15 protein-coding genes are annotated in these 26,440 nt (G+C 57.4%); 2 read left to right on the forward strand and 13 right to left on the reverse strand.

Translation table 11 applies throughout. From position 1 onward, the window contains the following. Positions 1-142: 142 nt before the first annotated feature. A complete protein-coding gene (locus NTX17_09490; GenBank protein MCX5801604.1) occupies positions 143-937 on the forward strand; it encodes a zinc-dependent peptidase in 795 nt (264 codons plus the stop codon). 139 nt (positions 938-1,076) lie between these two features. Here NTX17_09490 and NTX17_09495 read toward each other — a convergent pair whose 3' ends face one another. Then, entirely contained in the window at positions 1,077-1,544 is a 468-nt protein-coding gene (locus NTX17_09495; GenBank protein ID MCX5801605.1) for a hypothetical protein, read from the reverse strand. A 161-nt stretch (positions 1,545-1,705) separates the two neighbouring features. Between NTX17_09495 and NTX17_09500 the strand changes: the two genes are divergently transcribed. Further along, complete coding sequence (locus NTX17_09500; protein MCX5801606.1) at positions 1,706-3,103, forward strand: MBL fold metallo-hydrolase; 1,398 nt, start codon at positions 1,706-1,708, stop codon at positions 3,101-3,103. 59 nt (positions 3,104-3,162) lie between these two features. Here the strand turns inward: NTX17_09500 and NTX17_09505 are convergent, their stop codons facing one another. The 12 genes from NTX17_09505 to NTX17_09560 form a co-directional block, all read right to left on the reverse strand. Continuing rightward, a complete protein-coding gene (locus NTX17_09505) occupies positions 3,163-3,945 on the reverse strand; it encodes a nitroreductase family protein (protein MCX5801607.1) in 783 nt (260 codons plus the stop codon). 62 nt (positions 3,946-4,007) lie between these two features. After that, complete coding sequence (locus NTX17_09510) at positions 4,008-4,577, reverse strand: isoprenylcysteine carboxylmethyltransferase family protein (protein MCX5801608.1); 570 nt, start codon at positions 4,575-4,577, stop codon at positions 4,008-4,010. A gap of 40 nt (positions 4,578-4,617) precedes the next feature. Further along, positions 4,618-5,484: a sugar ABC transporter permease gene (locus NTX17_09515; protein ID MCX5801609.1), complete on the reverse strand. Its 867-nt coding sequence runs from the start codon at positions 5,482-5,484 to the stop codon at positions 4,618-4,620. Beyond that, positions 5,481-6,380 carry a sugar ABC transporter permease gene (locus NTX17_09520; protein MCX5801610.1) on the reverse strand — a complete coding sequence of 300 codons (900 nt, stop codon included), beginning with the start codon at positions 6,378-6,380 and terminating at the stop codon, positions 5,481-5,483. The genes NTX17_09515 and NTX17_09520 overlap by 4 nt, the downstream gene beginning before the upstream one ends. A gap of 4 nt (positions 6,381-6,384) precedes the next feature. After that, a complete protein-coding gene (locus tag NTX17_09525; GenBank protein ID MCX5801611.1) occupies positions 6,385-7,644 on the reverse strand; it encodes an extracellular solute-binding protein in 1,260 nt (419 codons plus the stop codon). Between the two features lie 16 nt (positions 7,645-7,660). Then, positions 7,661-10,600 carry a hypothetical protein gene (locus NTX17_09530; protein MCX5801612.1) on the reverse strand — a complete coding sequence of 980 codons (2,940 nt, stop codon included), beginning with the start codon at positions 10,598-10,600 and terminating at the stop codon, positions 7,661-7,663. 75 nt (positions 10,601-10,675) lie between these two features. After that, positions 10,676-11,443, reverse strand: coding sequence for a glycogen-binding domain-containing protein (locus tag NTX17_09535; GenBank protein MCX5801613.1), 768 nt, complete (start codon positions 11,441-11,443; stop codon positions 10,676-10,678). A 90-nt stretch (positions 11,444-11,533) separates the two neighbouring features. Continuing rightward, a complete protein-coding gene (locus tag NTX17_09540) occupies positions 11,534-13,753 on the reverse strand; it encodes a glycogen-binding domain-containing protein (GenBank protein ID MCX5801614.1) in 2,220 nt (739 codons plus the stop codon). 68 nt (positions 13,754-13,821) lie between these two features. Then, entirely contained in the window at positions 13,822-15,333 is a 1,512-nt protein-coding gene (locus NTX17_09545; GenBank protein ID MCX5801615.1) for a hypothetical protein, read from the reverse strand. Between the two features lie 7 nt (positions 15,334-15,340). Beyond that, positions 15,341-16,297, reverse strand: a complete 957-nt coding sequence (locus tag NTX17_09550) for a type IX secretion system membrane protein PorP/SprF (GenBank protein ID MCX5801616.1) — start codon at positions 16,295-16,297, stop codon at positions 15,341-15,343. Beyond that, positions 16,294-21,726 (reverse strand): gliding motility-associated C-terminal domain-containing protein, encoded by a 5,433-nt coding sequence (locus NTX17_09555; GenBank protein MCX5801617.1) that lies wholly within the window; start codon positions 21,724-21,726, stop codon positions 16,294-16,296. The genes NTX17_09550 and NTX17_09555 overlap by 4 nt, the downstream gene beginning before the upstream one ends. A gap of 371 nt (positions 21,727-22,097) precedes the next feature. Further along, the gene (locus NTX17_09560; GenBank protein ID MCX5801618.1) at positions 22,098-26,438 is read right to left on the reverse strand and encodes a T9SS type A sorting domain-containing protein; all 4,341 of its coding nucleotides are present in this window, start codon (positions 26,436-26,438) and stop codon (positions 22,098-22,100) included. Positions 26,439-26,440: the final 2 nt, after the last annotated feature.

Genomic DNA, 26,440 nt, shown 5'->3' on the forward strand with positions numbered 1-26,440 from the left:
CGAATGATGTCACAGTTCCTGCAGACAGCAAACGCTGTCGGGACGAGGACGGCGGCAATTTGCACGGAGGCGTTTTTCCTGTGACGCTGACTTCATTTATCGCTTCCGTCTTTCATTGTCGCCGATATAGAATGGATTCGCAATGTTTGAAACCAGGAAAAAACGACGAGAACGACTGCTGAGAACGCCTCTTTCCCCCGAGTGGCTCGCGATTGTGGAACGGCGCGTCCCGTACTATCGAATACTCCCTCCGCGGGACCGGCTCGAGCTTCAAGGGCTAGTCCAGGTCTTTCTGGCCGAGAAGCACTTCGAGGGATGCGAAGGTCTCGATATAACGGACGAGATCCGCCTTACAATCGCGGCTCAGGCATGCATCCTTCTGCTCAGACGAAAGACTGCTTTCTATCCGTCACTAATCTCTATTCTTGTATACCCGCGCGCATACGTTGCGCCCATGCGCAGGCGCGGACCGGGAGGAATCGTGTCGGAGGGCCTCGACACTCTCGCAGGTCAGACGTGGGACAAGGGGTCTCTGGTTCTTTCGTGGGACGACGTCGTACGAGGCGCTTCAGACATCCACGACGGCCGCAACGTTGTGTTTCACGAGTTTGCACACCAGCTCGATAACGAGGCGGGCGTGGCAGACGGGGCGCCTCTCCTGCCGGCTCCTTCCATGTATGCGGCGTGGGCGCGCATTCTGGGGAAGGAGTACGGGGCGCTCGTGGACAACATTGAACAGGACAGGCCGACGCTGCTCGACAGCTATGCGGCGACGAGTCCGGCCGAGTTCTTCGCGGTGGCTACTGAATTCTTCTTTGAAAAGTCTGTCGAGCTCAAGACGAGACATCCGCGACTGTACGCGGAGCTCAAGATTTTCTATGAGCAGGATCCGGCGTCGCTCGCCGCGGCCGCTCAACAAAACGAAGCCGACCCTTGAGTGGCGAAGTTCGCATCGAGCCCGGCAAGGCGTCGCTCGTCCGAACTCAAGCCGCAGAATGGTGCCCACAGTAACGTTGCCGGTTTTCGGCGCTCGTAGCGCCTGCCACCGTCCTTTCGCCGCGGCTGAGACTGCCGTCTTAACGTTCCATCAACTCACGAAGTTGTAGAGTGTGCCTCACCGGATGCATTACGGCGTGCTCGAGCATGGCGTCAACGCAGTACTGAACATTCCATCTCGAAGGGTAAGTACGATCGCCGAACGCCTCCTCGGGTACCTCCGCCAGGCGCGCTCTCCATCTGTCCAGCAGATGCTCGAGATAGGCCGCCGACTCGGCCTCAATCACGGCCTGTTCCGGAGCCGGCGATATTTCCGGATCGGAGAGCTCGAGCTTTTCGCAACTCCAGACCATGTATGATCTCGCACACCCCAGGACGTGCCTCAGCACGGCATCCGGGGAGGAATAGTCCGGGTCGGAAGTCTCCGGGAGCGCCGTCCCCGAGGACTTGAAAAGTCGCCAGGTCTCCAAAAATTCGCGCAAGTGTCGCTCGTGCAGCAATACGAGGGCGCGTGCTCCGCGATATCGATATTCGTTTTGTTCTAGCATGAGATCTACTCCCCTCCCGAGAGAATATACTCTGCGTTTCTGCCGAAACGGTGATTGATGTCGCCTAGGATAATTGATAGTCTACAAGATAGTATACAAGAAAGAGGTCGCACCGGGGAACCGGTGGACTCCGAGGACATTCCGGACGAGTGGAGAAACGCATGAAGATAAAATTCCTGGGTGCGACGCGTCAAGTAACCGGATCATGTCACTTCTTGGACGTCGAGGGAGTCAAGATCCTCATCGATTGCGGAATGTTCCAGGAGCGGGACTATTCGTACAGAAACTGGGAGCGCTTTCCAGTACCTCCCGAGCAGATCGAGTACGTTCTCCTGACTCACGTTCACCTGGACCATTCCGGCCTTGTGCCGAAGCTCGTCAGGGAAGGCTTTGCCGGCAAGATTCTTCTGACCTCCGCCTCCGGAGAGATGCTTCCGATCGTACTGATGGACTCCGCCAGGATTCAGGAAGAAGACGCCGCATTCAAGAAGAAACGGCATGCGAAAGAGAGTAGAAAAGGCCCCTACCCGGAAATTCCTCTATACACCGTCCACGACGTCGACAAGTGTCTTCCCCTGCTCAGGCCGGTTTCCTACGGAGATTACGTTCCGCTCAACGACAGGGTCAAGGTCTGTTTCCACGACGCCGGCCACATTCTCGGCTCGGCCATGATCGAAGTAGTCGCACAAAACGAGAACGGGGCGCGGAGCATCGTCTTTTCCGGGGACGTCGGCCAGTACGACAAACCTCTCCTCAACGATCCCACCACATTCAAGCGAGCCGACTACGTTGTGATGGAGTCCACTTACGGAAATCGTGACCACGAAGACCCGCAACACGTGGACAAGAAACTGTGTGACATCGTTGTCGACACGGTGAAGACAGGCGGAAACGTTCTCATTCCCACTTTTGCCATCGAGCGCGCCCAGGAGCTTCTCTACTACTTCGGCCGCTTGGCGCGCGAGCACTGCATGCCTTACATCCGAATCTTCCTCGATAGCCCCATGGCCGTGGAAATCACCAGGGTCTTCGAGCACTACGAGAAATGTCTCGACGAGGAGACACGTGCGCTCTTCAAGAACGGTGGGTCTCCCTTCGAGTTTCCCGAGCTGAGGCTCGTTGAATCGACGGAAGAATCGAAGGCCATAGACCAGTTCAAGAAGCCGGCGGTCATCATGTCCGGCTCGGGAATGATCACGGGCGGTCGCATCAAGCATCACCTCGCAAGAAACATCACCAATCCCAAAGCCACGTTGCTCTTCGTTGGATACCAGGCCGCGGGAACGCTCGGGCGCATGTTACTTGACGGCGTCTCGCCGGTGCGGATACACGGACAATCCTATCCTGTCCGCGTCAGGATAGAAAAGATCGAAGGATTCTCTGCTCACGCGGGCATGAGTGACTTCAAGCGCTGGCTGGACGGCTTCGCGTCTCCGCCGCGGCGTGTCTTCCTGGTCCATGGTGAAGACGACGCCATCTCGAGCCTGGCGCACGGCATCGGTACGAGAGAAGGCTGGCAAGTAAGTATTCCGCAGTACCTGGAAGAGTACGAGATATAGGTAGGCGCGCCCGCGGCGTGCCGTGCAGGCCGGAGCCACTCTCCGCATTCGTCGGCTCCCTACGGCTTCTCGTCCGTTCTCTCGCGACCCGGGATGTTGAAACCACGCTTCGACAATTGCTCCAACACTTCCTTGGACGACGGGTGCCACTGCCCCCATTTCCGTGATACATGCTCCGTCCACCCGTAGTTGTCAAAGGTGTACGTTTCCTCGCGGTTTCCCTCCAGTGGCAGCATGTTCTTGCCCCCGCGGTAGTAGTCTTGCGCCAGATATCCCTCATCCATTTCCTTCATTGCCCGCCCAATCACTTCGTCGCTGAGTTCGGGGTAGGCGTCCTCGAAGAGAACGAAGTCCATCGGGTATCGCGGCCGGGGCGTCGGGTCTTCCGCGGGATAACCCATCGTGAGCTGCACAAGCGGAAACACTCGTTTGGGCAGGCGGTAATCTCTGGCGATTCGATCCGCCATGTGCGGGGCCGCCCCCAGAAAGCAACTCCCCAACCCGAGGCTCTCCGCAGCAATGACCATGTTTTCGGCCATCAGAGCCGCGTCTTGAATCCCCAGTATCAAGACGTCCGCGTCATTCATCACAAATCGCCAGTTGCGACGGGCCATGATGAGCTCGAGCTTGTGAACGTCGAGGCAAATCGTGAATAGCAAAGGCGCGCCCAACGGAATTCCCTTCTTTCGCGACAACAGGACGCTGTAGAGTTGAGAGGCAAAGGGGGCCTGTTGCCCTGCGCGCACGATCGCCTCTATCTTCTCATCGGACGGTGCCTCGTCCTTGTAGCTACGAATAGATTTCCGGTTGAGCATCGTTTCAATCACTGAGTTCCTTGCCACTGTGGTTCCTCCTCAAGAGCGAGAGCGGTTTGGCAGCAAGTCGCCCTTTGCCTTTCCGGTGACTACCATAACCCGGGGATCAATCTCTTGGTCCGTGCACAGTAAGCCGAATATGAAGGGCCCAGCGCCTCGCGGAGTGCCTTTTCTTCCTTGACGATTCGATTCAATATTGCGAACGTGATTGGTACCACGAGGAACAAGATGCTGAGCCAATTCGCAAAGAAAACGCCCAGGCCGACGAATGCTATTAGCAGACCCGTATAGGATGGGTGTCGAACATATTTGTATGGTCCTCTCTCTATCAGTTCGTGATTTCTCTGGATAGCCACGTCAACGGTGAATAGGCGACCCAGTGTGATAATGGAATACCAGCGAATCGTCAGCCCCACGATTGTGAGACCTATTGTAAGCGCATAGTACAACAGTGCCGTGATATGCATACGCGCGACCGTCACCCACTCGGACCCGATGGCCAGCATCAGAGACAAGACTATTACAATCCAGAGCAGAGGCATTGATCCTCGATCCTTCACTTCTGCTTCTTTTCGATTTGCGCGCTTCAAGAATGCCATGGTCATTTCCGAGGCACCGAATAGAATGACCACCACCCATCTGATGACACTCAGGCCCATTTGTACCTCCCGTGAATGAGGACGGATCCGTCTACCCTGCCTACTGCTTCACCCCGCCCAACGTCAGGCCGGAGACGAAGTATCGGTTGAGGAAGAGAAACAGTATAACCACCGGCAGGGACACGAGCACGCTTCCCGCGGCATAATTGGCCCACTCTGTCTGGAAGGTGCTGCTTAGGCTTTCGAGTCCAAGAGGAAGCGTATAGAGAGTTCTCGTGTTGATGATGACCCTGGCCACCATGAACTCCGACCAGGCCGCCATGAAGGAGAAGATTGCCGTTATCGCCAGGGCAGGCGCCGCGAGCGGAAGAACCACCGTTCGGAAGGCTCTCCAGTACGAGGCTCCGTCTATGAGAGCGGCTTCCTCGAGTTCCTTCGGAATTGTGTCATAGTAGCCTTTCATGGTCCACACGCAGAAAGGAAGTGCCGTGACCACGTAGGCGATCGCAAGGCCCCCCAGCGAGTCAAGAAGTTGAAGTCCCTTCATGAGGACGTAAAGGGGAAGAAGCAACATTGTTGCCGGAAACATCTGGGCAATGAGAAGCGAGTAAAGGCCGGACTTTCTCGCGACGAACTTGAAGCGAGAAAAGGCGTACCCCGCCGTAGCCGCGAGGAAAACACCGATCAGAGTCACAATGCCCGAGACGATGGCGCTGTTTCTGAGCCACAGAGGAAATTCCTTCTCAAAGAGAATGGAATAGTAGGCATGGCCCGTGGCGTCCTCAGGGATCAACCGAAGCGACGTGGAGTAAAGTCTGTCAGCAGGCCGCAAGGAGATCCCGACTATCTGAAGTATCGGATAAAGCGTCGCAAGAGTAATGCAAACAAGCACGACGTGCGCGACGATCGTCTTTATCCTCGCTCCGCTTGATGCAGACCTTCTCCTGGTAATTCGCGTGGATTTCATTCGAACGCCGACTCCGTTATCTTGAAATATCTCATGGAGGCAAACACAAACCCAAGAAGCAGGAAGAACACAATTACCGAGAAGGCCGCGGCGTAGCTGTACCGGTAATAGGTGAAAGCGGCCTTGTAGATGTACGTCACAAGTATGTGAGTCTTATCGGCCGGCAGGCCGCCGCCCGTCACCAACCAGATGACGTTCATGTTGTTGAACGTCCAGATGGTTCCAAGGACGACCGCGGGTGCGAGAATCGGTCTGAGCAGGGGAATCGTCACGTTCCTAAGTTTTCCCAGGGCCCCCGCTCCGTCAAGGTCCGCGGCTTCGTAGAGTTCGTGCGGAATGCTCTGCAGTCCACCCAGCGCCACGATCATCATGAACGGAAAACCCAACCACACGTTTGTGATAATCGGCGCGACGAAGGCCCACGTGGCGTCGGAAAACCATGGAATCGGAGCGTGATGAAACACCTTCATCAAGATAAGGTTGACCGACCCGTACTCGTGGTTGAACATCCCCTTCCACGTGAGTGCGCTTATGTACTGCGGGACCGCCCACGGAAGAATGAGAAGCGAACGGAAAATTCCACCACCGTAAATTCTCCCGTTGAGAATCAAAGCAATGGTGACTCCGATGGTCACGTGGAAGAACACGTTCACGACGGTCCACACGACAGTTTTGCCGAATACCCAGTACAGTTCTCTCTGGCCGAAGACTTCGGCGAATTGTCGAAATCCTACAAACGTGGAATCCTGGAAGTGGTACATGCTCATGTTCTTGAAAGCGAGGATGAAGTTGTAGATGAGCGGGTAAAGTACCACTATGAGCATCACAATAGCGGTGGGTAGAACGAGCGTGTAGGGAAAAAGCCTTCTGTCGCTGGTAAAGCGTGACAGGAACACGCCCCTACTCCTTCATCTTGGTGATCGCCTCGACTGCGGCCTTCTGCATCTTGTTCGCGGCCTCTTGCGGCGTTATCTCGTTGTTCAGGACATTCTGATACGAGGGACGCATGCTGTCCCAGATCGCTCTCATCTCGGGCACCACGGGCATCCTGCGGCCCAGTTTGACCTGAGCCAGAGACGTTTCAAGAAACGGATCGCCCCTGGCGAGCAGGCTTTCAGCCGCCGCCTTCCTCGCGGGCAGCATCTTGATCTTCGTCGCGCTTTCGACCTGATTCTCGGTGGACGTAAGAAAATCGACGAGCTCTTTCACAATTGGAAGCTTCTTCTCGGGACAGTTCACATTCACGGAGTATCCTTTTGACGAGACCATAGGCGTCGGCCAGAGTCCTGTCTCCGACATCCTGGGTATCGGCGTCAGCCCTACGTCAATACCTGCGGAGATGTACCCTCCCCAGGACCACGGGCCGTTTATTATCATTGCAGCTTTCCCCTCTTTGAAAAGCGTTTCGGCCTGCTGGTAGTCGCATTCTGTAGGCATGACGCGGTACTTTATCCGCAAGTCTCTCACGAACGCGAGCGCCTTTGTCATGGCAGGAGAATCAAGCGTCGGATTGTTGTTCTTGTCCATTACCCAACCGCCGAAGCCACCAAGGAAAGGCACCAGCCAGAAGGGTTCGACAGCGTTAAATACGAGGCCGTACCTATCAGTGACGCCGTCGTGATTCTCGTCAACAGTGTTCTGCTTGGCGAAGGCGATGAGCTCATCGCTGGTAGCAGGCGGTCTCTTCACAAATTTCTTGTTGTACGCGAGGGCAAGATGATTGCCAACCTGGTCTGGAACGGCGTAGATGTGCCCGTCCAGGGTGTCCAGGCTCCCCTCTATGAACTGGGCGAAAAAGGCGGCGCCGAAGAGTTCGTCCAGCGGGCGGACTAGTTTCATGACTGAGAACGGCCCGATCTGATCCGACGGGCCAAAGACAAGGGCGGGGCCACCGCCGGCCAAGGCCGCCGTCTGATACTGCGTTCTGAGTAGCTCGGTCTCGAAATGGAGTCTTGTGATGGGCACATCGGGGTGAGTTTTCTGGAAAACCGCGATCCTGGCGTCTAGAAGCTTCTGCTCCTCGGGGTCCATCTGCTCCCAGACCGCTATTCCCTTTTCCTCTTTCTTGGCACAGCCGCCCGCGAGGTAAAGCACGGCCGGCACGGCAAGAACAGCCGCAAGAACGCACAAGAATACGCGGAGAAATCGCACGGACTTCATCATCGACTCCTTACTCCTACTTCCCCATAATCTTAACGCCCGGTATCTCTACGAGTTTCCCCGTCGCCTTGAAGGCACCGAGAATGTCCTTCTGACTCTGACCCGGCGGTACGATCAGGTCGATTATCCCTGGCTCGAGCGAGGAATTGACGCTCCCGCCGAAGCTCCATTCTTGTGACGTTGTCGTGATCGGCCTCACGCGTCCGGGGCTATAGCCGTCGTGCCCGACCACGAACGCAATTACCTTCCAATTCCGGTCGGGCTTGCCGACGAATTCCACGGGGACTTTCACGGTAATCGTGCGCGTAAGCGGGTCACCCCACGCCGCAACCCGTGCGCGGGGAATACGTTTCAAATCCACATCGTACAAGCCCACTTCGTCCATGTTCGCCATGACGTAGTATTCCCATTCCGACCCGGACCCCGCGTTGGCGTTTCTCGCAGTGTAGAGCTGTTTTGCGCCGCTGCCGGGTTTTCCGTCCGTGTCGATATAAAGATCAATACCCTGGAGACAGAAGGCAACGTCGCCGCCCCAGGGGTCCGTCAGGTCGCCCGCGATCGACACTCTGAAGAATATGTCGGTGCTGTCCATAGAGACCTCGAAGTGCTTGGCGTCGTATGCCCCACCTACAAAGACAGCGTTCGTGGGGTACGTGTAGCTGCCTGGGCCGTTGTCGTCGCCGAGAGGGTCGTCCATGGAAAGGAGAGTCTTCTCTGTACCGCCCGGGAGAGGACCTTTCCCGGCGGCGGACACAGTCGCGGCCCTCGCACCGACTCCAATTATGGATTCCGACAGGTATTCCGGCGGCTCTTTTCCCATGAGAACGTATGCCTGCTTGAGAGTGTTCCTGAAGGCTTCGTCAAAGCGCTCGTCGTTACCTGAATCCTTGTCTTTTCCGTACCACCAGAACCAGTCGCTTCCCTCCGCAGCAAGAAGGAGCTCGTAAACCTGTGCCACCAAGCGTGCGTCAGGCGCCTTCACGGCAGCACCGGCGGCCTTGCCCCGGTCACCGACCTCCTCCCCTTCGCCGGCGGCCGCGCCAGCCTTCCATTCCTCGAACGCGCGTCTCGCAAGAGTCAGGTCGTCCCAGGCCGCGTCTTCGTCCGGTTCACCAATCCACGTCGCGAAGGAATGTCCGTCCCACGAACCCGCCCAGAGCTTGTCTACCACCGGGAGGGTCTCGAGAGGGTGGGTTCTCAGAAACTCGCTGATGGTCGTCGTCTTAACCCAGGATGCCTTCGCAAGTTGAGAATAGAGTGCGCGCAGAAAATCTTTCCCGTCGTTCTCGTAGTTCTGCCAGGGGTTCTCCCCGTCGAGGATCACAACAACTATGTGATCTTTGTCGGAGTCTGCAAGGTCCCGCTGGATGTTGGAAAGGTTCTTGATAAAATCGTTGGCGGCCTCGACCGGGTCCACGCGGGCGAACTTGAAGCCTATGTCGTTGGAAAAGCCCGTGTCCCTGAAGACCAGACCAAGCGATGCTCCGTTCTGAGTGCCCCTGTAAATCGAGAATTTCTCTTCGTCCGTCAGGTTGGTCTTCCCGAGAGACTGGGCGAGATTCTCCATGTCGGTGGCGAACCACTTGAAACCTTGCGAGGCAACGACGTCGATTATTTCCTGCGCAACCGCTCCTTCTCCCGGCCACATTCCTTCCGGTTTTCTGCCGAACCTCTGTTCGTAGAACGCAGAGGCCCTCCTCACCTGCTCGGTGGCGTCTCCAGGAAAACTGAACCGCTCGGAGGGCAGCACCACGTTAGGCATCGCGACCTGCGCGAGGTCTGTGTCATAAATGAGAGGGAGAATGGGGTGATAGAAGGGCGTCGTCGTGACCTCGATCCGGCCCGCGTCTTGGAGTTTCTTGTGAATCGGAATCACGTTCCGCATGATTTCAATCTGCGCGTCAAGAAGTCTCTTCTTCTCGGCCTCGGTAAAACCCTGCCCCTTCTTGACCAAATCAGAGAGATCAATCTTCAAGCCCGAGGGAAGCTCGACCCCACCCTTGAGGAAATCGGGGTCCATCCAGGCCAGATTGAACCAGACCTGCAGGTCGAGAAAGTCTTGGGCCGAATATCGCGGCACGCTCTCGAGCAGCTTCTCGGGGCTAAAGCCGACCCGCCTGTCTCTGAGCTCCCGGTAGCGAGGAAAAGGGTCTATCTGGTTGGACCAGTTTGCGTCAAAGAATCTCGCGAGCAAGAACACCTTGTCGTCCTGCGTAAGCGCACTCGCCGGCCTGGCGCTCAGTCTGAGCATCTTGTCTGTGGGACCGTTTGTCTCGTAACCTCGGACTATTTCCTCCATTTGAGTGAGAAGAACCGGCGTGAGGTTGACAGAGTACTTGAGTCCTTCGAACTCCTGGACCATCGCCGCCATGTCGTAGTAGTCTTTCGCGCAGTGAAGCCTGACCCACGGGTCGAGGTATTCCCCGCTGACCGAATCTCGTTCGTAACGAGGCTGATGCTGATGCCACAAGATCGCGAAGTAGATGGGTCTGCCCGACGCAGTAATCTGTCCCACTATCGGAGCCGGAGATGGTTTCTTTGCAACTTCCATTGAGACCTCACCGTTCTCGAGGACCACGATCACCGAGTTGGATCCGCCGTAGGGATCCGGCGCCTTTGCCGGATTCGCAGGATCTTCCTTCCACGTTCCATCTATGACGAACTTATATTCGTAACGGCGAGGGCTTAGCCTCTTCGTGAGCCTGAAGATTCCGTCTTCGTCCTTCGTCATGAGGTCGGCCTCCGGAGCCCAGTCGTTGAACTCTCCTGACAGATAGACGGCCTTCGCGTCGGGAGCATAGAATTGGAATTCAATTCCCTCCCCCGTCTTCTGAGGTGGCCCCGCAAATGCAGGCGGCGCTTGGAACGGTGCCGTGGCGGCAAACGCGGCGAGAAATACCACGAGAAATGCAGTCCCCAGCAAGACCAGGTTTGGCCGTGACTGTGTCTCTTTCATCAGGCCCTCCTTCGGCGCACAAGGTGAGTCCTCATCCATGCCGACTTCTAAGACACTATTTCCGAGAGAAAACGGTTACTCGCTGACATCTATGACGGAGTTGAAGCCGCCGTACGGGTCGGCAACCTTGTTGGGGTTATCGGGATCCACGTTCCACTGCCCGTCCACAACAAACTTGTACTCATGCTTTCCCGCAGGGATGGCGATCTTGATTCTCCAGATTCCGTCTTGGCCCTTCTTCATCCCGTCCTTGTCACCAGCCCAATTATTGAAATCACCGGCCAAATACACGGATTTGGCGTCCGGCGCGCTCAAGGTGAATTCAACTTCACTTCCCTTAGGCGCGGCTCTCGTCCCAGCGTTCTCGAGAGAGGCAGCGAGAGAAAGGTAGGGCACGTCGTACTTGATGCCTTCGGGCACCACAAGGAACGTGTTCTGATAACCAGTTTCATTCTCTATGTCTGGATTGTTTGGATCCTTCTCCCATCTCACCTGATCTACTACAAACTTGTACTGATACCTTCCCGGTGGAAGAGGAACGTAGATGCTCCAGATTCCCTTTTCGTCCGACGACATCGGGTCAATGTTGGGATCAAACCTGCCGCCACCCTGCGTCCCTCCCCAGTTGTTGAAGCTTCCGGCAAGATTGACCTGGCGCGCGGCGGGCGCCTCGTACTGAAAGATGACTCCCGTGGGAGTGGGGTGCGGCTTGGGTATCCTGGTTCTTATTGCTCTCATCACGGCGCAGCCGGAGACAAGAAGAACCAGGCAGAAGACGAACAGAACGACGGGGCGATAAGAACCGAGAGCAGGCGCGTGGATTCCAAAGCTACTTCTCTTCACGAAATTCACACCTCTCTTGATGACCGGAGAGCCCTCGCTCACTCGGCGACAGAGAGCTCTCGCCGACGAGATCGCCGCGGAGCCGGGTTGCTAGAAGTTTATGACACCCATGAGGGTTATCATTGTGACGTCGCTCAAGGCTCGCTCGGCGGCAAACACGTCCACGCCATGCTCCCACATGTAAGCGTCACGCCAGATCTGTCTGCCGTTTCCGCGGCCCTCCAGAGGAGCGTCCTTATAGTAGACCGGATTCACGTGGTATCCCAATCGCAGCTCTATGCTGGGGCTCGGAGCGTAGACCAAAGCCACGTATGGGGAAACATAGGAATCCTCCGGCGACGGCTCTTGGCCTTTGTTCGCCGCGTAGACCATCCTCCTCACATCCCACACCGTCGCCACACGCTGCGTCAGTTCCAATTTTCCCGAGACGATGAGCTCTCGAGTATCATAGCATTGTGACGCATACAATTGGTCCGAGATGGAAAAGCTCGAGAAGAACTGCCCCTCCGGATTATTCTGGATGTATTCGTAGTCGAGTCCCAGGGTGAGCCTCCCGCCCAAAAGCCCGAGAGAAAACCCCGGCGCCACTCTCCATCGCTCGTTGGTCTGAGTGGAAGGAACCGTCGGAGAAACCGAATCTGCCACGGAATAGGCGCGCTCCATCCTGGTTCTATCAACCTCTATCAGGCCGCTGAGATTCTTGAACACGAAGCCAAGATCCAGCTCGGTAATGTCGTTGTTTCTCTCGGGCAAAAGCGGAAGCTCTGCGACCGAGAAACCGGAAATCGAGCCGATTCCTGTGAACGTATTCACGGAGGGATCCGCGAACGGCGCGCGACGAAAGTCAACGTAGAGATCGCCCGCCTTCATCGCCTTGTATCGTTGGATCTCGTGGCTGATCGAGAGCTTGAGATTGTCGTTGACGTCTCTCTCGAGAAGCGCCTTGACCCGGTGGCCCGAGTCTTCGCCGATCGGAACGTCGATGGAGCCGTTGGCCGTGCTTGTTCCCTCGAGCCTCTCCTTGTTTCCCACGTCCCATGCGGCGCTCCAACTCCAGTAGGCATATTCGACGGTGCAACGCAGCTTTCTGGGCAGCATGAATCGAACGTCGGTGGCGAGTGTCTGATCGGCGGTGCCGAGTTCGAACCAGTCACTGGAGGAACCGGTCGCCAGTTTGAAAGAATCTATGTCCGCGCTGCCGTTGGCACCGCTCACAAAATCCACCCACCAGCCGTTCTGTAGGCGAAGCCAGCTCAGACCAGCGCGAACCAGGCCGGATCTCAGCTCCTTCGTCAACCTCGCGCCCATAACGTCCGTGCCGGTGTCGTCGTACGTAGAAGGATTGTTGAATCGGTCAAAATCGTAAACGTCGGTGTACATCATGGTGCCTTCGACACCCAATCCGTGCGCCGTGAAAACGGCGCCCTGAGTGCCGCGGCCGTAGTCCAAGTGCTCCTCCCTGATCGTTCCCCTCAGGTCCTCGTGGCCCAGCAGCTCGAGAGGTTCATCAAAGCTGAGAAGTTCCTCGTTGTAGTATCCCTTGATGTCGAAGGCAGAGGTCAGAAGATTCAGGTGGCCGGAATAGATGCTTCCCTGCGTTTCCTGGAGTGTTCCCGTGCCCGTGTCGAATTGGATTCGCACCGACCCGCCGACGTTGTCACTCGCTTTCACGTTGACGTCCATGTTGAACTCGTGCTCCGGCCTCGTGAGTCTGAGTCGTTCATCGCCGGCAACATCAGATTGCGCGGGATATGTAGCTCTGAAGTAACCGTTTATTGCAACTCTTGACCCCAACGAGGTGTTCGAGAACTTGCGCACGGTGGGTTTCTCGACCAGGTTGCCTTCCGCGTCTATTTCGATTTGAGAGTTCCCGTTGTCTCCAACCACGATGGGATTGTCGGGATCTGCTATCCAGCTACTGCCGTTGACGACGAACTTGTACTCGTACTTGCCGGGACCCAGAGCCATGGCGACCCCCCAGACTCCCTTGCCGTCCTTCGTCATGGGATTGGTGGTGGTACTCCAATTGTTGAATCCGCCGGCCACACTGACGCTTGCCGCACCCGGGTCTTCGTACGTGAACTCGTACCCGAGCGCCGTCTTCTGGACGGCGGCGGTACAGTAAGGGACCACCGCAAGGACGATGACCAAAGCGAGAAGAAAACCTACGGGAAAGGGTCCTCCGGGCATGGGGCTTCCTGGCAACTCCCCGCCCGACCTCATCCCGGACTTTCTATGCGGTTTCTTGCCCCTCGTTTTGCCGGACCTCTTGTTCGCCTTTTCTCTTGACCGCCGTGTCCGCTTCTTCATTGCGCTTCCCCTCTCACGTCTCCGTAATATGTCTTCATCTTGCTGGCGTGCTTCTCCCTGGTGGCACGTCAGTAGTACATCTTGAGGAAGAGTTTGACGTATCTCTGCGTGCTGGCGTTACTATCCCATTGCACGAAATCATCGTCGTTGACGAGGTCGTTACTCTGGTCCGGATTTCCGAATTCGACGAAGCCTTCTCCGCTCGTCCAGCCGGTGTACCTCAGTTGCAGGAACACCGTCTGGCGGGACTGCGTCGGCACATTGACGTTCATCACCCTCGAGTAGAACTTCCACTTGTCGGAAAGGTTAACGCTCATCTCGAAGCCGTAGGCTTCAAGTTGGTATATTGTGTTGATGTCCTTCACTCTGAGCTGCGTGCGAATCCTGGCGAGTCTGTTCTCTCCCGCCACTTCGAAGAGGAAATTCGGGTAGATTCCATTGTTGTCCCTGTAATATCTGTACTCGGCCCTGGACGTGAAGCCTCTCACAAACTCGACGTAGACTTCACCGACGCTCTGACTCTTACCCCACAATTGCCCCTTCGAATCCCTGAGCCGGAAGGCTCTGTAGTCATATCTGGACGCCTTGAGATTGACCGCCTTGGTCGGAATACGATAATTCGTCTCTACGTAGTATCCCTTGTAATCGTCGTCCGACTCGCGATTTGACATGCCGGTGTAGAAGTTGGTCTCGTAGTATTGATAGGAAGCCACGTTGTAGAAGTCGCCCACACTGAAATCTCTTATTTCAGTCTTGAACCCGTTCGTGAGAGGGTTCTCAATCGCGTCGAGCCACCTGCCCGAGATGTTCCTCCCGACCTCGGTCGCCAACGTGACTCGTCCGAAACGCGACAAAGTTGGAACAAGGTGTCCCAGCGCCAGCTCTATGTCCGCGGCGACGACCCTGTCGTAGTCGTGTACGTCGGAGCCGAAGTTGTGATTTGCCAGGGTGGCGCCGATCACAAGTTTGTCGTGGAGAAAAGGTCTCTTGCCCCTGAACGCGACGTTGTCCTCGCCGCTCCTCTTCTGACTGTAGTAGCTCACTCCGTTGAAGTTCTTGAGTCCCCAGAAGTCAAGCCGAATCCCCTGGGCGCGCGGGCCGTAGTCGTCGTCCTTCACCCTGTCGGGATTCACGATTTCAAGAAGTGGCTCGGAGAACCAGAATCTGTTTTCCTGAGAGAAAAGAACGGCCTCGGCGTTTTTCCATTTCGTCCTGATGTGCCCCTCTTTGGCGAAGATAAGATTGTATCGTTTGTAGTCCTTCCACCTGTTGGACTCGGCGCTGAATCTTAAGAATCCTTCTACGTCTGGCATCGGGGTCGTCCTGAGGGCGAGCTCCAGATAGTGCCGCGGCTCATTGATGCCCCAGGAGCGATCCTCGCCGTTCAGCTCTGTCTGAGCCTCGTAATACCATTCCAAGGTGGAGACGGCGAACAGAGGGACCACCGCCGACAGGAGGAACGCCGTCGTCAGCAACGTGACCAGCGTGACTGTGTGACCAAGCTTCATGATCCTTAAAGTGACTCCATCGGAGCGCTTGTTCATGCTCTCGTTCTCTCGCTCTCGCGCCGGCGCACTCATGTTACTCCTAGAATCTGAGAGACGCCGAGAGTCTGTAGATGTTTCCGATTCTCCTCGTAGAAAGCAACGATATGTCAACCCCGACCGGATCCACGAAGAGCCCCCATCCCACTGTGGCGTGCCCCCCGTCGTAACCCGCTCGCAGTGCGAATACGTCGTAAAACCAGACCTCCGTTCCACCGTGAAGCGTGAATTTAGAATCGTAATAGTCGGGGACAAAACTCCTTCGCCTCACCTCGCCGGTCAAGAGCATCGTGCCTCTGAACAGATACGACGCGCCGAGAGAAAACTCGCGCGGCACCTTGTCCGGGGCGGACGTCGTGGAAATGAGCTTGATCTCAGGTTCGACAATGTTCCTGACCGAGAAGCCGCCCCTCATGTTTCCCCTCTTATAGAAGAGCGAGGCGTCCGCGCTCCACGAATTGTCAGCGCCCTTGAAATTAGGATCGTTGTAATATTCGTAGCCCGGAGCCGAGACCGAGAAGCGCTTGAGAGTGACTCCGGCAGAGACTCCGTTCCTGATTTCGTGAGCAACGGAGATCAAGATGTTGTCCTCGCTGTAGACGTCCGTGAGTTCCGTTCTCATCCAGGCGAATCCCAGACCCATCTTGCCGGCCCGGACTGTCTTGGAGACGGCAAAATAGTCGTTTCGCAAGCCGTCGACGGAGTAGATTCTGTTTATCATACCCGTCATCTCGAAAGAAATCTTCTGGGTGAGACCCGCAGGGTTCCAGACGACGGCATTTGCATCGTCGGCCACACCCACGAAGGCACCGCCTATTGCGAGAGGTCTTGCACCCACGTCCGGGTTCACAAAATCTGCGCGCGCCGCGGAGAAAACAAAGGCCGACGACAGAAGAGTCACCAGCAAGATCACAGGCACACCGCAACCCACCGTGCCACGTCTCGCTCCGACTCGCACTATTGCCTCACGAATATCTTCGACTCCGGTGCGACGCCTCATTTGATCACCACGACTGCCTTGTTGAGTCTCTCCGCTCTGTTGTATTCCTGGTCAATGGCTTCAAAACGGACTATGTATATTCCATACGGAACCGTTGTTCCCTCTCCGTCCTTCCCGTCCCAGGATTCACCTTCGATTCTCCCAGGCTCACTGTAGCTCTTGCGGTCGTATCTTCGCACAAGTTGCCCTCTCATGTCGTATATCTCGATGAGCACACTGGCGGCCTTACTCAGATAAAACGATATCTGTGTTTCCTCGTAGAGGCCGTCACCGTTCGGCGAGAAGGGGTTCGGTGAGATCGCGACTGAGGAGAGGGTCTTGTCCAGATCGATGCTGAAACGATCTGCGAAGATCCCGTAGGTTCCCGGCGTTCGAGTCGCGACGCTTACGAGGCCCGGCCTCGACGTCGCATTTCCACCAAAGAGAACCCATCTGGAGGTCTCTTCCTGCCACCCGTAGATGGCAAGGCCTCTGGCATCGCCGGCTCCAACAGCGTATGCAGGATAGTGAAGGAGAACCGTGAACGGTTCGACAAAATCCGTCAGGGACGTGCCGCTTCCCGCCGTGGAGTCCGCCTCTCTCCCGACAATCTCAAAGCTTCTCGCAACGCCCGTGAAGCTACCCATTCCCTGGGGCTTGTGCGACAAGTCCACGCCGGAAAGCGACGTGAAGACGAGGTCGTACACCTTGGACGTGTCCGGGAGCAGACCGGCGGGTATGACGAGAGCCGAGCCATCCGGTACGACGAAAGGCACTCCTTGCAGAATGATTTCGCCGGTGAGAGGATCGGCGTATTGTTCAATGTCCGTGAGCAAGTACTGTTCCGGTCGCTCCGTACTCACCTCGGCCGTGAAGAGCCGGCTTTCGGCAGTGTTCCCGGAACGGTCCGTGGCACTGACCTGCAATTCAAAGTAGAGCTTTCCTTCCACGGAATTCACGACAGAAGTCACGTCGGAGAAATCAATGTCGGCGACCCAGAGGTCCTCAAGCAGGTGCGACATCCTGATGGGGCTCGAGAAAGAACCCCTGAGCGGCCTCCACTTGAGGAAAGCTTCCGCCACCTCGTCGTCATCAGTGACGACGGTCCCGATGACCAGCGGTGCGTTTTCCATCGCAAACCACCTGGTGACGGCAGTGCCGTTCGTCGGAAAGGCCGATATTGCGGGCGGTGCGTAGTCTTCAAATCGCGTCGCCTCGAGAACGACTGCGACCTGCCCGGCGTTGAATCTTGCCTTGGCGGCATCCGTCGTGTAGTCGAGCATCTCCCCTTGCGTCTTGCCGGCGAGTTTCCCCTCGCCCGACGAGGTCGCAACATCAATTATGTTTGCGTCCCGCTCCCGGCTGGACTCCCCGCTCAACCCCCCTCCGAAGTTCCACTCGGTTGCCGAGCCCTCGTTTATCCATCGCACCATCCCGAAATTCTCATCCGTGGACGCTCCGTCGTGCGAAGACATGACTGCAATAATGTCCCACTTGCTCACGTCTTCGACGGAAGGGTTGCCAAGAATCTCCTTGTTCACGTGCATGTCCATTGTGTTGTCTGCGTAGTTGGTGCAGAACCAGTAGTCCGCGTCGGACTTGTACTTGGTCCACGAATAGGAATCGTTGCTGCCGTTCGAGGCCAGAGCACCCTTCCACCAGCCGTCCGCCACAATTGCAAACTCCCACGCATCCCATGCCGCCACGTCGGCCCACCTGTTGGGCAACGCAGTCGTTGCGCCACCCTTCTCGCTGTCGATGAAGATGACGGCGTTCTGAAGGTTGAGAGGAACCCATCCGGGGTTCGTACAGGTCGTCGCGGAAGGATATATCGCGTTCCAGTTCGCGGCATTCGGTTCGCTGGGACTCGTCAAATCGCCGATCGTCACTCTGAAATCGAGCCAGTCTCCCTCGTCTATGATCTCCACGTTTCTCAAGTCGAAAGAGCCGGCGTAAAAGACGGGGTTGGTGGGATACAGATAGTACAGGCCCGCCTTCCCGTATTGATTGGGACCGTGGTCGTCGTCGCTCGGATCCTCAAAGGACCGGATCAACACCCGCTCCACGGCAATCTCGAGAAGAATCGACGCCGTGCTCTTTGAACGATTGGAATCGTCCCTCGCCGTGATTGTGAGAGTGTGAACCCCGCCGGGCACGGAGTCGGAGACGGTGAACGCGTAGGAGTAGACCGCGTCGCCCGTCGTCGCGTCTCCGTTTGTGCCGTCGTCGTAAAGACGCTGGACCGAACTGCCCCCGATTGCACTCAGGTCGACCGTGACGTCTCCGACGCCATCATCTCTCGGGGTGATCGAGGCCAGTACGCGGACTACTTCTCCGGTCGACGCGGGCGAAGGTGCGACAGCGGCTCCGGAGATGACGGGCGCCTGCGGCAACGCCGCGAGTTTCAAAGAACCGTAGTTGTGTAACCTCACAGTATCAATAGCGGTTTCCCACCAGTTGCCCGTCATGTCGTGCGTGCTGTCTTGAGGGCAGGAATCAAGAGCGGTCCTCTTCGCGCTTGGCTCGTCCATGCAATAGGCCTCGACTCTGAGCGAATCTCCGACGGCTAGACCCATGACCTGACGCGGCACCGATATGTGCACACCTGTGCCGTCGTGTCGAGTCCAGGAGGCGGCATTCTTGTTCGAGTTCGACGCATCCGTCGTCCAGGTTTGAGCGGCCAGGTCCCAGAAGCTGTCGATTCCCGGGCCCGCCCATCTGCGGAAATCGGCGTAATCGTTCCCCGGATCGCCGTCAGAATTCGCCTGAAACTTGTCCGTGAAGATGAAGTCCGGCTTCAGAGTATGGTAAAACGCGATCGGGAACTTGAAGGTATCGTTAAGCAATCCTTGTTCGTCGCCTTCGGTCTCGAATATCACGGCCACGTGCGCGCCGGTCCAATCCGACTCGAACGGAACGTAAACTTTGAGAGTATCGTCTTCCAGCCGAACATAGACGCCCGTAAGATCCATTCCCACGATGCTGTGGTGCAACGGGTCACTTTCGGGAGCCGACTCGTCCACGGCAACGAGATCCGCCTCAATTGATAGAGTCACTGGTTGGACCGCATACGGGGAGTTACCGGAGATTTCGACCGCACCGTACGATTGAGCGGCCGTGGCGAAACCCGAAGCGTGGCCGTTGCCGTCGGTCACGAGAGGACTAGAGAGCTCCGAGAGCCTTCCGGAGGGTGAAGAGAAAAGTGATATGGAAACTCCGGGTTCTGCAACCTCGTTTCCGAAAGCGTCGGTAATCTGGGCGCCGATCGTGAAACGCAGTTCCGCGTACACAACCTCGTACTGCGGTTTGAGCTCTACGTAGGTCCCCGGCCCCGGAATTACGGTCACGGACACAGAATTCGTACTGAGCTTCTGCCCGTTGTAAAGGACGGAATCCGAGACGACGACAAGGCCGGCCTTGCTGGAATAAAACTCAACCTCAAACTGGCCGTTCGTGTCGGTGGTCGTGGACGCCGGCGCGAGGGTACCCTCGCCGGAAAGCAGCTTCAGGTCGACCGAAACGCCGCTTTCCGTCGAATTGCTGCCGACCGCGTCCTTGAGCTGCCCCCTCACTGTCGCCTTTTCCACTCCGCCGGCCTCGATCGCGTCCGGCTCAATCGTGAGTTCGACGCTCACGGGATTTCGCGGGAGAAAACCGACCCTCACGGTTCCGGGGCTTCCGTATCCGAGGCTCACGGCTGGTGACGCCTTGATGAGGAGGACCTCCACAACGTCGTCGGCCGCGAGCAGCGTGGCCCTCCCACTTTGGAACGAGGCCGCAGTGAGAAGCCCCCCGGGAAGTTCCAGGGTGTCTCCGTCGGCCACAATCACGTGACCCAGCGGAGCGAGCGAAGGATCGAGCAGGCTGCAAGATATGTAGACACTGTCGCTGAAGTGGCTCAGATTGAAGATGTCGAGCTGCCCAAGCGAATCCCTGGCCTCAACGTAGACCGAGACGTAAAGATAGATTCCGGCGGCCGGCAGGCTTACCGTGCCCAGAACATCGCACGAATCCGGCACCGACTTCGCAAAAACGAATTTCGTCCCTCGGACGGCGTGGAGCGCGATGGCGCCAGCGTCCGTCGTTCCTCCTCCCGACACGGTGACGGGCAGGGTGACCCTCTGGTATCCCGGTGCAGTAACAACGAGGTCGTACCCGGCGTCAGGCAATAGCGAGATCGTAAAGCTTGCGCCTGGAGGCCCCACGCTCACGGGACTCGTCCCGGCCGCGGTCGTAGTGCCGCTCACGTAGGCCGTGATGACGGCCAGCGCGCCCGGACCATCGGCGAAGCTCAGAGTTCCCGTGATCTTTCCACTCACGTATTGAAGTGTGACATCGTTGCCGACGGATTCGCCTCCTCCCGAGACCGCGATGTTCTGGAGCGTGCGGCTCACGTAGGAAGAAGCCTCAAATGTGAGGTCATAGTTGCCGTCAGGCAGGTTGCCGATCCGGTAGGCTCCGCCTCCTGCGGGCGCAGTCGCCTTGCCGGCGACATCGGTCGTGCCCGCACGGAAGGCCGTCACGATCACGACGGTGGTGAGGTCGTCGGCGTTGCTCAAAGTGACGGTTCCGCCGATTGCGCCCGAGGGCGGAAAACCTTCGTCGGGAATTCCGTCGCCGTTTCTGTCACAGAAGGCGAGGAAAAGGTTGCTGAGAATAACCGGCCCCGCCCCACCGTCCACACCGGGGTTGTCGGGCGCCGAGTCGCATCCTCCGTAGTTGTCGCCGCCGGCCACGAACCCGACAATCCTCAGAATGGCGCCCGGCTTGATTCTACCCGCTCCCAGTTCGTAGATGGCACGCCACGGAATGGCAATCTCGACCGCACCCTTCACACCGCTTTGCGCGCTGTTCGTGATGCGGCACGAGGCGCTCATGTCTTGCGTCTGACCGTCTCCGGTTATCCGCCTCACACCCGGCATTCCCGCGTTCCAGCCGGCAATAATGACCTCGGCCTTCCCTTCGCTGAGCCTGAAATTGCGAGGATACCAGTTGAGATTATTGATGTCGGAATCACCGACGCCGGTGCCGGCGTCTATCAAGACGACCATCGCGTTGTTGTTGACGACGTAGATGTAACCGACGTAGAGACTGTCCGCGTCCCACGTGACAAGGATGCTGTCGATTTCGTTCCCCGGCCACTTGGAATCGCTTGGCGAATCCGGGATGGCCACTTCGTTGCTGTCCCAATCCGCAGAGGTGAAATTGATGTAACCATCGATTTGCGGTGAGTTGTAGCTGGTGGCGTAGGAAACTCGAGGAAGCGAAAGAGTAAACAGAAGAGCCAACAGAGAAGCGAGCAGAACCGCCGGCAGGGCGGACTGCGCCCGGGAAAGGACTCGATCACGTGTCCCGTCCCGGAGAGTCTTCCATAGGGACCCCACATCCACGAAGTCGTTCACGAACTCGCGTTCATTCTGCGGAAGAGACGTTCCGATAGAACCCATCATCAAACCGAAGTGACCCCTTACCCCTCTTTACGAAGTCCCGACCTTCCTTCACACCCCTCGGATGTTCGTGTCCAAATGCTGCTGATTCCCTGGAGGCATTCCAAATGTTGGATACGGCACAAGTCGCCCGATTCTCGCGCCCTCATCACTTACCGAAGAACCACAGGCGCCGGATGCCGAAGAGTCATTCTACATCCAGAGCGATCGTCTTGAAACCTCTTTCTTACCCGAATTCAAGCACCTCGAGAACCGTCCCGGCGAGACTCCACTTTCTGCCGGTCTGCCGTCGAAACCGGCGCAGCGGTTACTTGACGCTGCCCGCACCGCGAGACGACACTCAGAAACGATCCTCACCGCAGAGTCAGTTCGTACTACTTCAGAAGTATCATTTTCCTGGTCTCTCTGATTCTATCAGACTCGACGCTATAGAAATAGACGCCGGAGCCGCAGACTCTACCGTCCTCCGAGACGCCGTTCCACACAAATCTCCACACGCCGGGGCCGAGATTGGCGTCGGCAAGGGTCCGCACGACCCGACCCTGCGAGTCGAATATCCTGAGCCGAACATGCGCGCTGCCTGCCAGACTCAGCTCCACGGTCGTTGCGGGATTGAACGGATTGGGGAAGTTCTGGTGGAGAATGTCAACGGTGGGTCTGGGCTCACCGGGCACAGACGTAGTCTCTCCGTCAAACTCGACGCTGCTGTTGGCCTCGATTTCATTCTTGTAGCACGATGTATCCTGAACGCCGCTCACCTGAACCGTGTAAGAAAGGGGAAGTTGCTGGCCGGTCTTGAGCACCACCGTCTTACCGTCTCCCTGAAGGGTTGCATCAAGAATGGGAAGCTGATTACCGGGCACAAGAGTTTCGTAAGCACTGTAGTTGCCGATTTCCTCGGCCGTGGCCGCGGTCACACACTCGCTAAAGACCACGGAGACGAGCGTGTCTCCCAGCGATTGAGCCGAGGCCAGTGTAGGCGGCGTTCCGTCAGGCAAATCAGGGCGGCCGTCGCCGTCGGCGTCCACGACAAACGTGAACACCCTGTCAATGGTAGGCAGGACGGCGCTGACATTGCTGGGCGCGCTGTCTCCGCCCAGGACTCCGCTTGGCTCCGGATCCCAGCAAAGCGACGCCACCATTGATATGCTGCAGTGCTCGGGGACTCTCCCCTCTCCCAACCCGAACAATACGCTCCACGGAATCGCAAGCTCACTGCCCCCTACATCTCCGTAATAGTGCATCGAGTCGAAGGCGCTGAGGATCGAGTCGGAATATGCGACGCTCGTCGTGGGCGATGTTATTTTCCAGAAACTGTCACCGTCGGATTGTCCCTGATGCTGATAGCAACCGTACTCCCAATCGGCCTTGAAACCGGAGGCGGTGAACAAAGCGCCCCTCTCCCAGTGGTCGATGCCCGTGAGGTCGGTCTGACCGTTCGAGCCGCCCGGATCGGTGTCAAGATATACGATCCAGCTATTGGCGGTGACCTTCCCGTCAAGCGCCAGATACAGATATGTGCTGTCCATCGCCACGTAAAGCGCGTCTATCTCGTTGGATGAGCTCCACTGGGAATCGTTGGAATCTCTGACCGCCATGGCGCAGGCAGGCCACTCGTCCGAAGAGAGATGTCCATCGATCGCGATCATGGTAGGCAGTCCGTATGAAATCATCTTGTTGTCGGTGTTTCTCACGGCGAGGTTTCCGTTGCCGTGAACGTCGCAAACAGTGTTGACGGCGAGGAGCAGCCTGAGATTGGAAGTGTTGAGCGCCTCTATCTGGGCGGCCGTGGCTGCCGCTACCGAGATCACGATGGCGGGACCGTTTGCAGTATTCGTCACGTGAGAACTGCTGTCGAGTGTGACCTCGGCCGCACCGTCGTTGTCATCGTCTATTGAGATCCCGGTGAGCGTGACCTGCTGATAATTGATGTCCTCGGTGAACTCAATGGAAAGCTCGTCACGCCCGGGGAAATAAGTCGAAGTGACCACCTCGGGTTTCACCTTGTCGTAGAGTGAATCGGCAAGAACTTCGAGCTCCGCTACCCTCCCCTGTCCGTCCGGTGTAGATGTCTTTCCGGCGTAAAGGTACAGCTCGAACGCCTGTCTCCCTGTGATCTCGTCTCCCTTCATTATGGTGCCCGTGAAATCCCTGACGTGAGACGTCCCACCGGTTCCGACGACGTACGCGCCCGTAGCACCCGTATTGGGGTTCCTCTGCCCCACGTAGGCGATGTCGGAGACCCAGATGCGGTCCATGCTTGCGTTCCAGACAAGGTCAACCAAGTCCGGGGAAAAGCCGGTCTGAACGTAGGCCTGCGTCCCGCCCGTGTAGTAGATAACGTCCAGGTACGGTTGTCCGGCAATAAGCTTCACGATCTTCTTTACACCTTCGTGCTGGAACGTGGCCTGGACGGTGTCACCGCTTGCTTGGTTGACTTCCATCGAGTAGAGGGAATGCTGATAGTTGGGGCCGACGTCGCTCAGCGCCCCGACGTGGTTGCCGTCGTTGTAGTCTGCGTCCGTGCCATACCAATAGGCGTTGTCAACGCCGACGACCGAAAAACTGTAGTCGGAGCCCTTTGCAAAAATGTTGACGGCCCGCCCGCCGATGGACTCAAACACGGCTAACACCCTGTCGTTGTACATCACAAGTTCCGAATAGCCGTCGTTGTCGATGTCGCTGAGATATGCGCCCGTGGAATTTGCGTAGAGGCCGGCCGCCCATCTGGAAGCCTCCGCGTACGTGTTAGCGTTCTTCATGTGGGAGGAGTATTTCTTCTCCCAATCGCTGATCGGTCCTCCCACGTAATCGTGCCAACCGGTCTCGTGGAGGTTGGTCATGAGAACGTACCATCCGGCCTGCGAGATGTTGTTGTTCGGCGCTGCCATGAGAGCATCGTAGGCGTCGTCCCAGAGCGTGCCGTAGTTCTTGCAGTTGCCGCCGGTGCCGGCACAGTTTCCGTAACCATCGCCTCCGTTGGCGTACGGAATGTAGCCGGCCCAGTGCGTGTACCACGCATTGTTGCTGCCGCCATATCCGTCCGTCCCGCCTATGCCCCAGTAAGTACCATTCGTGACGCTCATCGCCGAAGAACCGTTGAAACTAGGATTGCTGAGTGCGTCCGCCAGCTTCCACGTGTGGAGCCACGAGCTCTCGGACACGCACTTGTCCATCATCCAGTCATACGTGCCCTTCGCGTACGGCATGGTCTGCGCCCACTCACCCATCGCGGCGACCATCTCCCAGTCGTCTGCATATGTTACGATCCTGTAAGTGCCGTTGCCCGACGAAGCGAGATTCTGCAAGACGGCCAATGCGCCGGCGCCATCCCCGGAGTGCATCTTGCCGGTGAAATCGTGGTCTCTGAGAATCACCTTGAGCGAGCTCCCGCTCATCGTGTGAATCTGGTGATTGTCGTAGCCTATTCCGTGAACGTCGTCGTCGAGAATGACCGAATAGACCCCGTTGTTGGTCCAGTTGTCACCTATCCAATCTGAAACGCCGGCCGACGGATAGGAAGAGGAGCTGAGCCAGACCCGCTCGGGAACCCACGCCACGCGCGGGTAATAACCGTATCTTGTGTTGCCCATCTGGGTCTCGATGTTGACCGCCCAGTCGTTCATGCTGTTCTGCACAAACGGCATCATGTGCTGTCCGTAGGCCGACGAGACTATTCCGGCCCATCCCTCTGTCACGCCCGTCGCAAGCCACGTGTTGAAGTCCATTACGTCTCCGCAATTGTGATCCCAGAGTTGCGAGGTCTGAAGAAGAGGACAAAGCTGGAAGTTGCCGGGGATCCCCGTGGCCTCGTGCTTTTCGAGGGTTTCGTCGAAGCCGCTCTCCGCCTCGGCGCCGTAGCGACCGTGGAAGACGTCGGAGTGACCGAGACCCTGGTTACCGTGGTGAACGAAGGCGACGTTCGCCTCGTACGTGACGGGAGCCGGGTCAAAAGCCGTGAGCGTGTCCAAAACTGTGTTCCCTGATGCGGTAATGACAAAATACCCCGTGACGTTCTGCGCGACGGGGGCGGCCGAAACCCTTGCGCGGGGAATCGCCGCAAGGACGGCGTCGGAGGAACTGACCACGTTCATGAAGCGTTCGTCAAAGAGAGTCTCTCCGGCGGCCGAGTTGGTGCGGACGCGAAGACTACCGGGGACGTGAGCCGCTTGCGCGCCCGCGGGAGACTCACCTGCTCCTGTGCCTGCCGCACCGGGTCTGATCTCGACGAGCTCGTCCCAGGCAAACGGCGCTCTGCCTGCCAGACCGTTCGGCAGAGCGGTCTCACCTCCGGGGGCATTGTCAATCAGGACATAGACGCGGATGCCTTTGCTGAAAAATATCTCTTTCCCGGTTCTCAGGTCCTTCATGCTTACGAGGCTCACTCGAAAGCTCTCGTATCCGTCCTGCTCGTGAACGTAGAGTGAGAGAATGTCTCCCGGCGAAACTGAACCGTCTTCACGCCGGATGACCTTGCCCACTCCCTTGAGCGAACCTGAAGGCCATGCGACGGGAGCCGCTAGAAGCCTGGCCGAGAATGTTCCAGGCGCGGGAGAAGCAGTGACGCCGGCGGGTAGACTCTGAGCGCCGATTCCCTGGCGACCATCGGCATCACCGCCCGGAACGGGCGCCGCCAGCGCGTACGCAAGAGACACCAACGTAAGCCCAAGGACGATTAGCGACGTGACAATAGTCGATTGCAGTGTGCGCTCCATGT

The organism is Candidatus Eisenbacteria bacterium, assembly GCA_026388185.1.
GTDB lineage: Bacteria > Eisenbacteria > RBG-16-71-46 > JAFGJU01 > JAFGJU01 > JAPLKG01.

Coding starts and splice junctions, on each gene's coding strand:
- NTX17_09490 (MCX5801604.1), top strand. CDS start 143: ATGTTTGAAACCAGGAAAAAACGACGAGAACGACTGCTGAGAACGCCT.
- NTX17_09495 (MCX5801605.1), bottom strand. CDS start 1,544: ATGCTAGAACAAAACGAATATCGATATCGCGGAGCACGCGCCCTCGTA.
- NTX17_09500 (MCX5801606.1), top strand. CDS start 1,706: ATGAAGATAAAATTCCTGGGTGCGACGCGTCAAGTAACCGGATCATGT.
- NTX17_09510 (MCX5801608.1), bottom strand. CDS start 4,577: ATGGGCCTGAGTGTCATCAGATGGGTGGTGGTCATTCTATTCGGTGCC.
- NTX17_09515 (MCX5801609.1), bottom strand. CDS start 5,484: ATGAAATCCACGCGAATTACCAGGAGAAGGTCTGCATCAAGCGGAGCG.
- NTX17_09525 (MCX5801611.1), bottom strand. CDS start 7,644: ATGAAGTCCGTGCGATTTCTCCGCGTATTCTTGTGCGTTCTTGCGGCT.
- NTX17_09530 (MCX5801612.1), bottom strand. CDS start 10,600: ATGAAAGAGACACAGTCACGGCCAAACCTGGTCTTGCTGGGGACTGCA.
- NTX17_09540 (MCX5801614.1), bottom strand. CDS start 13,753: ATGAAGAAGCGGACACGGCGGTCAAGAGAAAAGGCGAACAAGAGGTCC.
- NTX17_09545 (MCX5801615.1), bottom strand. CDS start 15,333: ATGAGTGCGCCGGCGCGAGAGCGAGAGAACGAGAGCATGAACAAGCGC.
- NTX17_09550 (MCX5801616.1), bottom strand. CDS start 16,297: ATGAGGCGTCGCACCGGAGTCGAAGATATTCGTGAGGCAATAGTGCGA.
- NTX17_09555 (MCX5801617.1), bottom strand. CDS start 21,726: ATGATGGGTTCTATCGGAACGTCTCTTCCGCAGAATGAACGCGAGTTC.
- NTX17_09560 (MCX5801618.1), bottom strand. CDS start 26,438: ATGGAGCGCACACTGCAATCGACTATTGTCACGTCGCTAATCGTCCTT.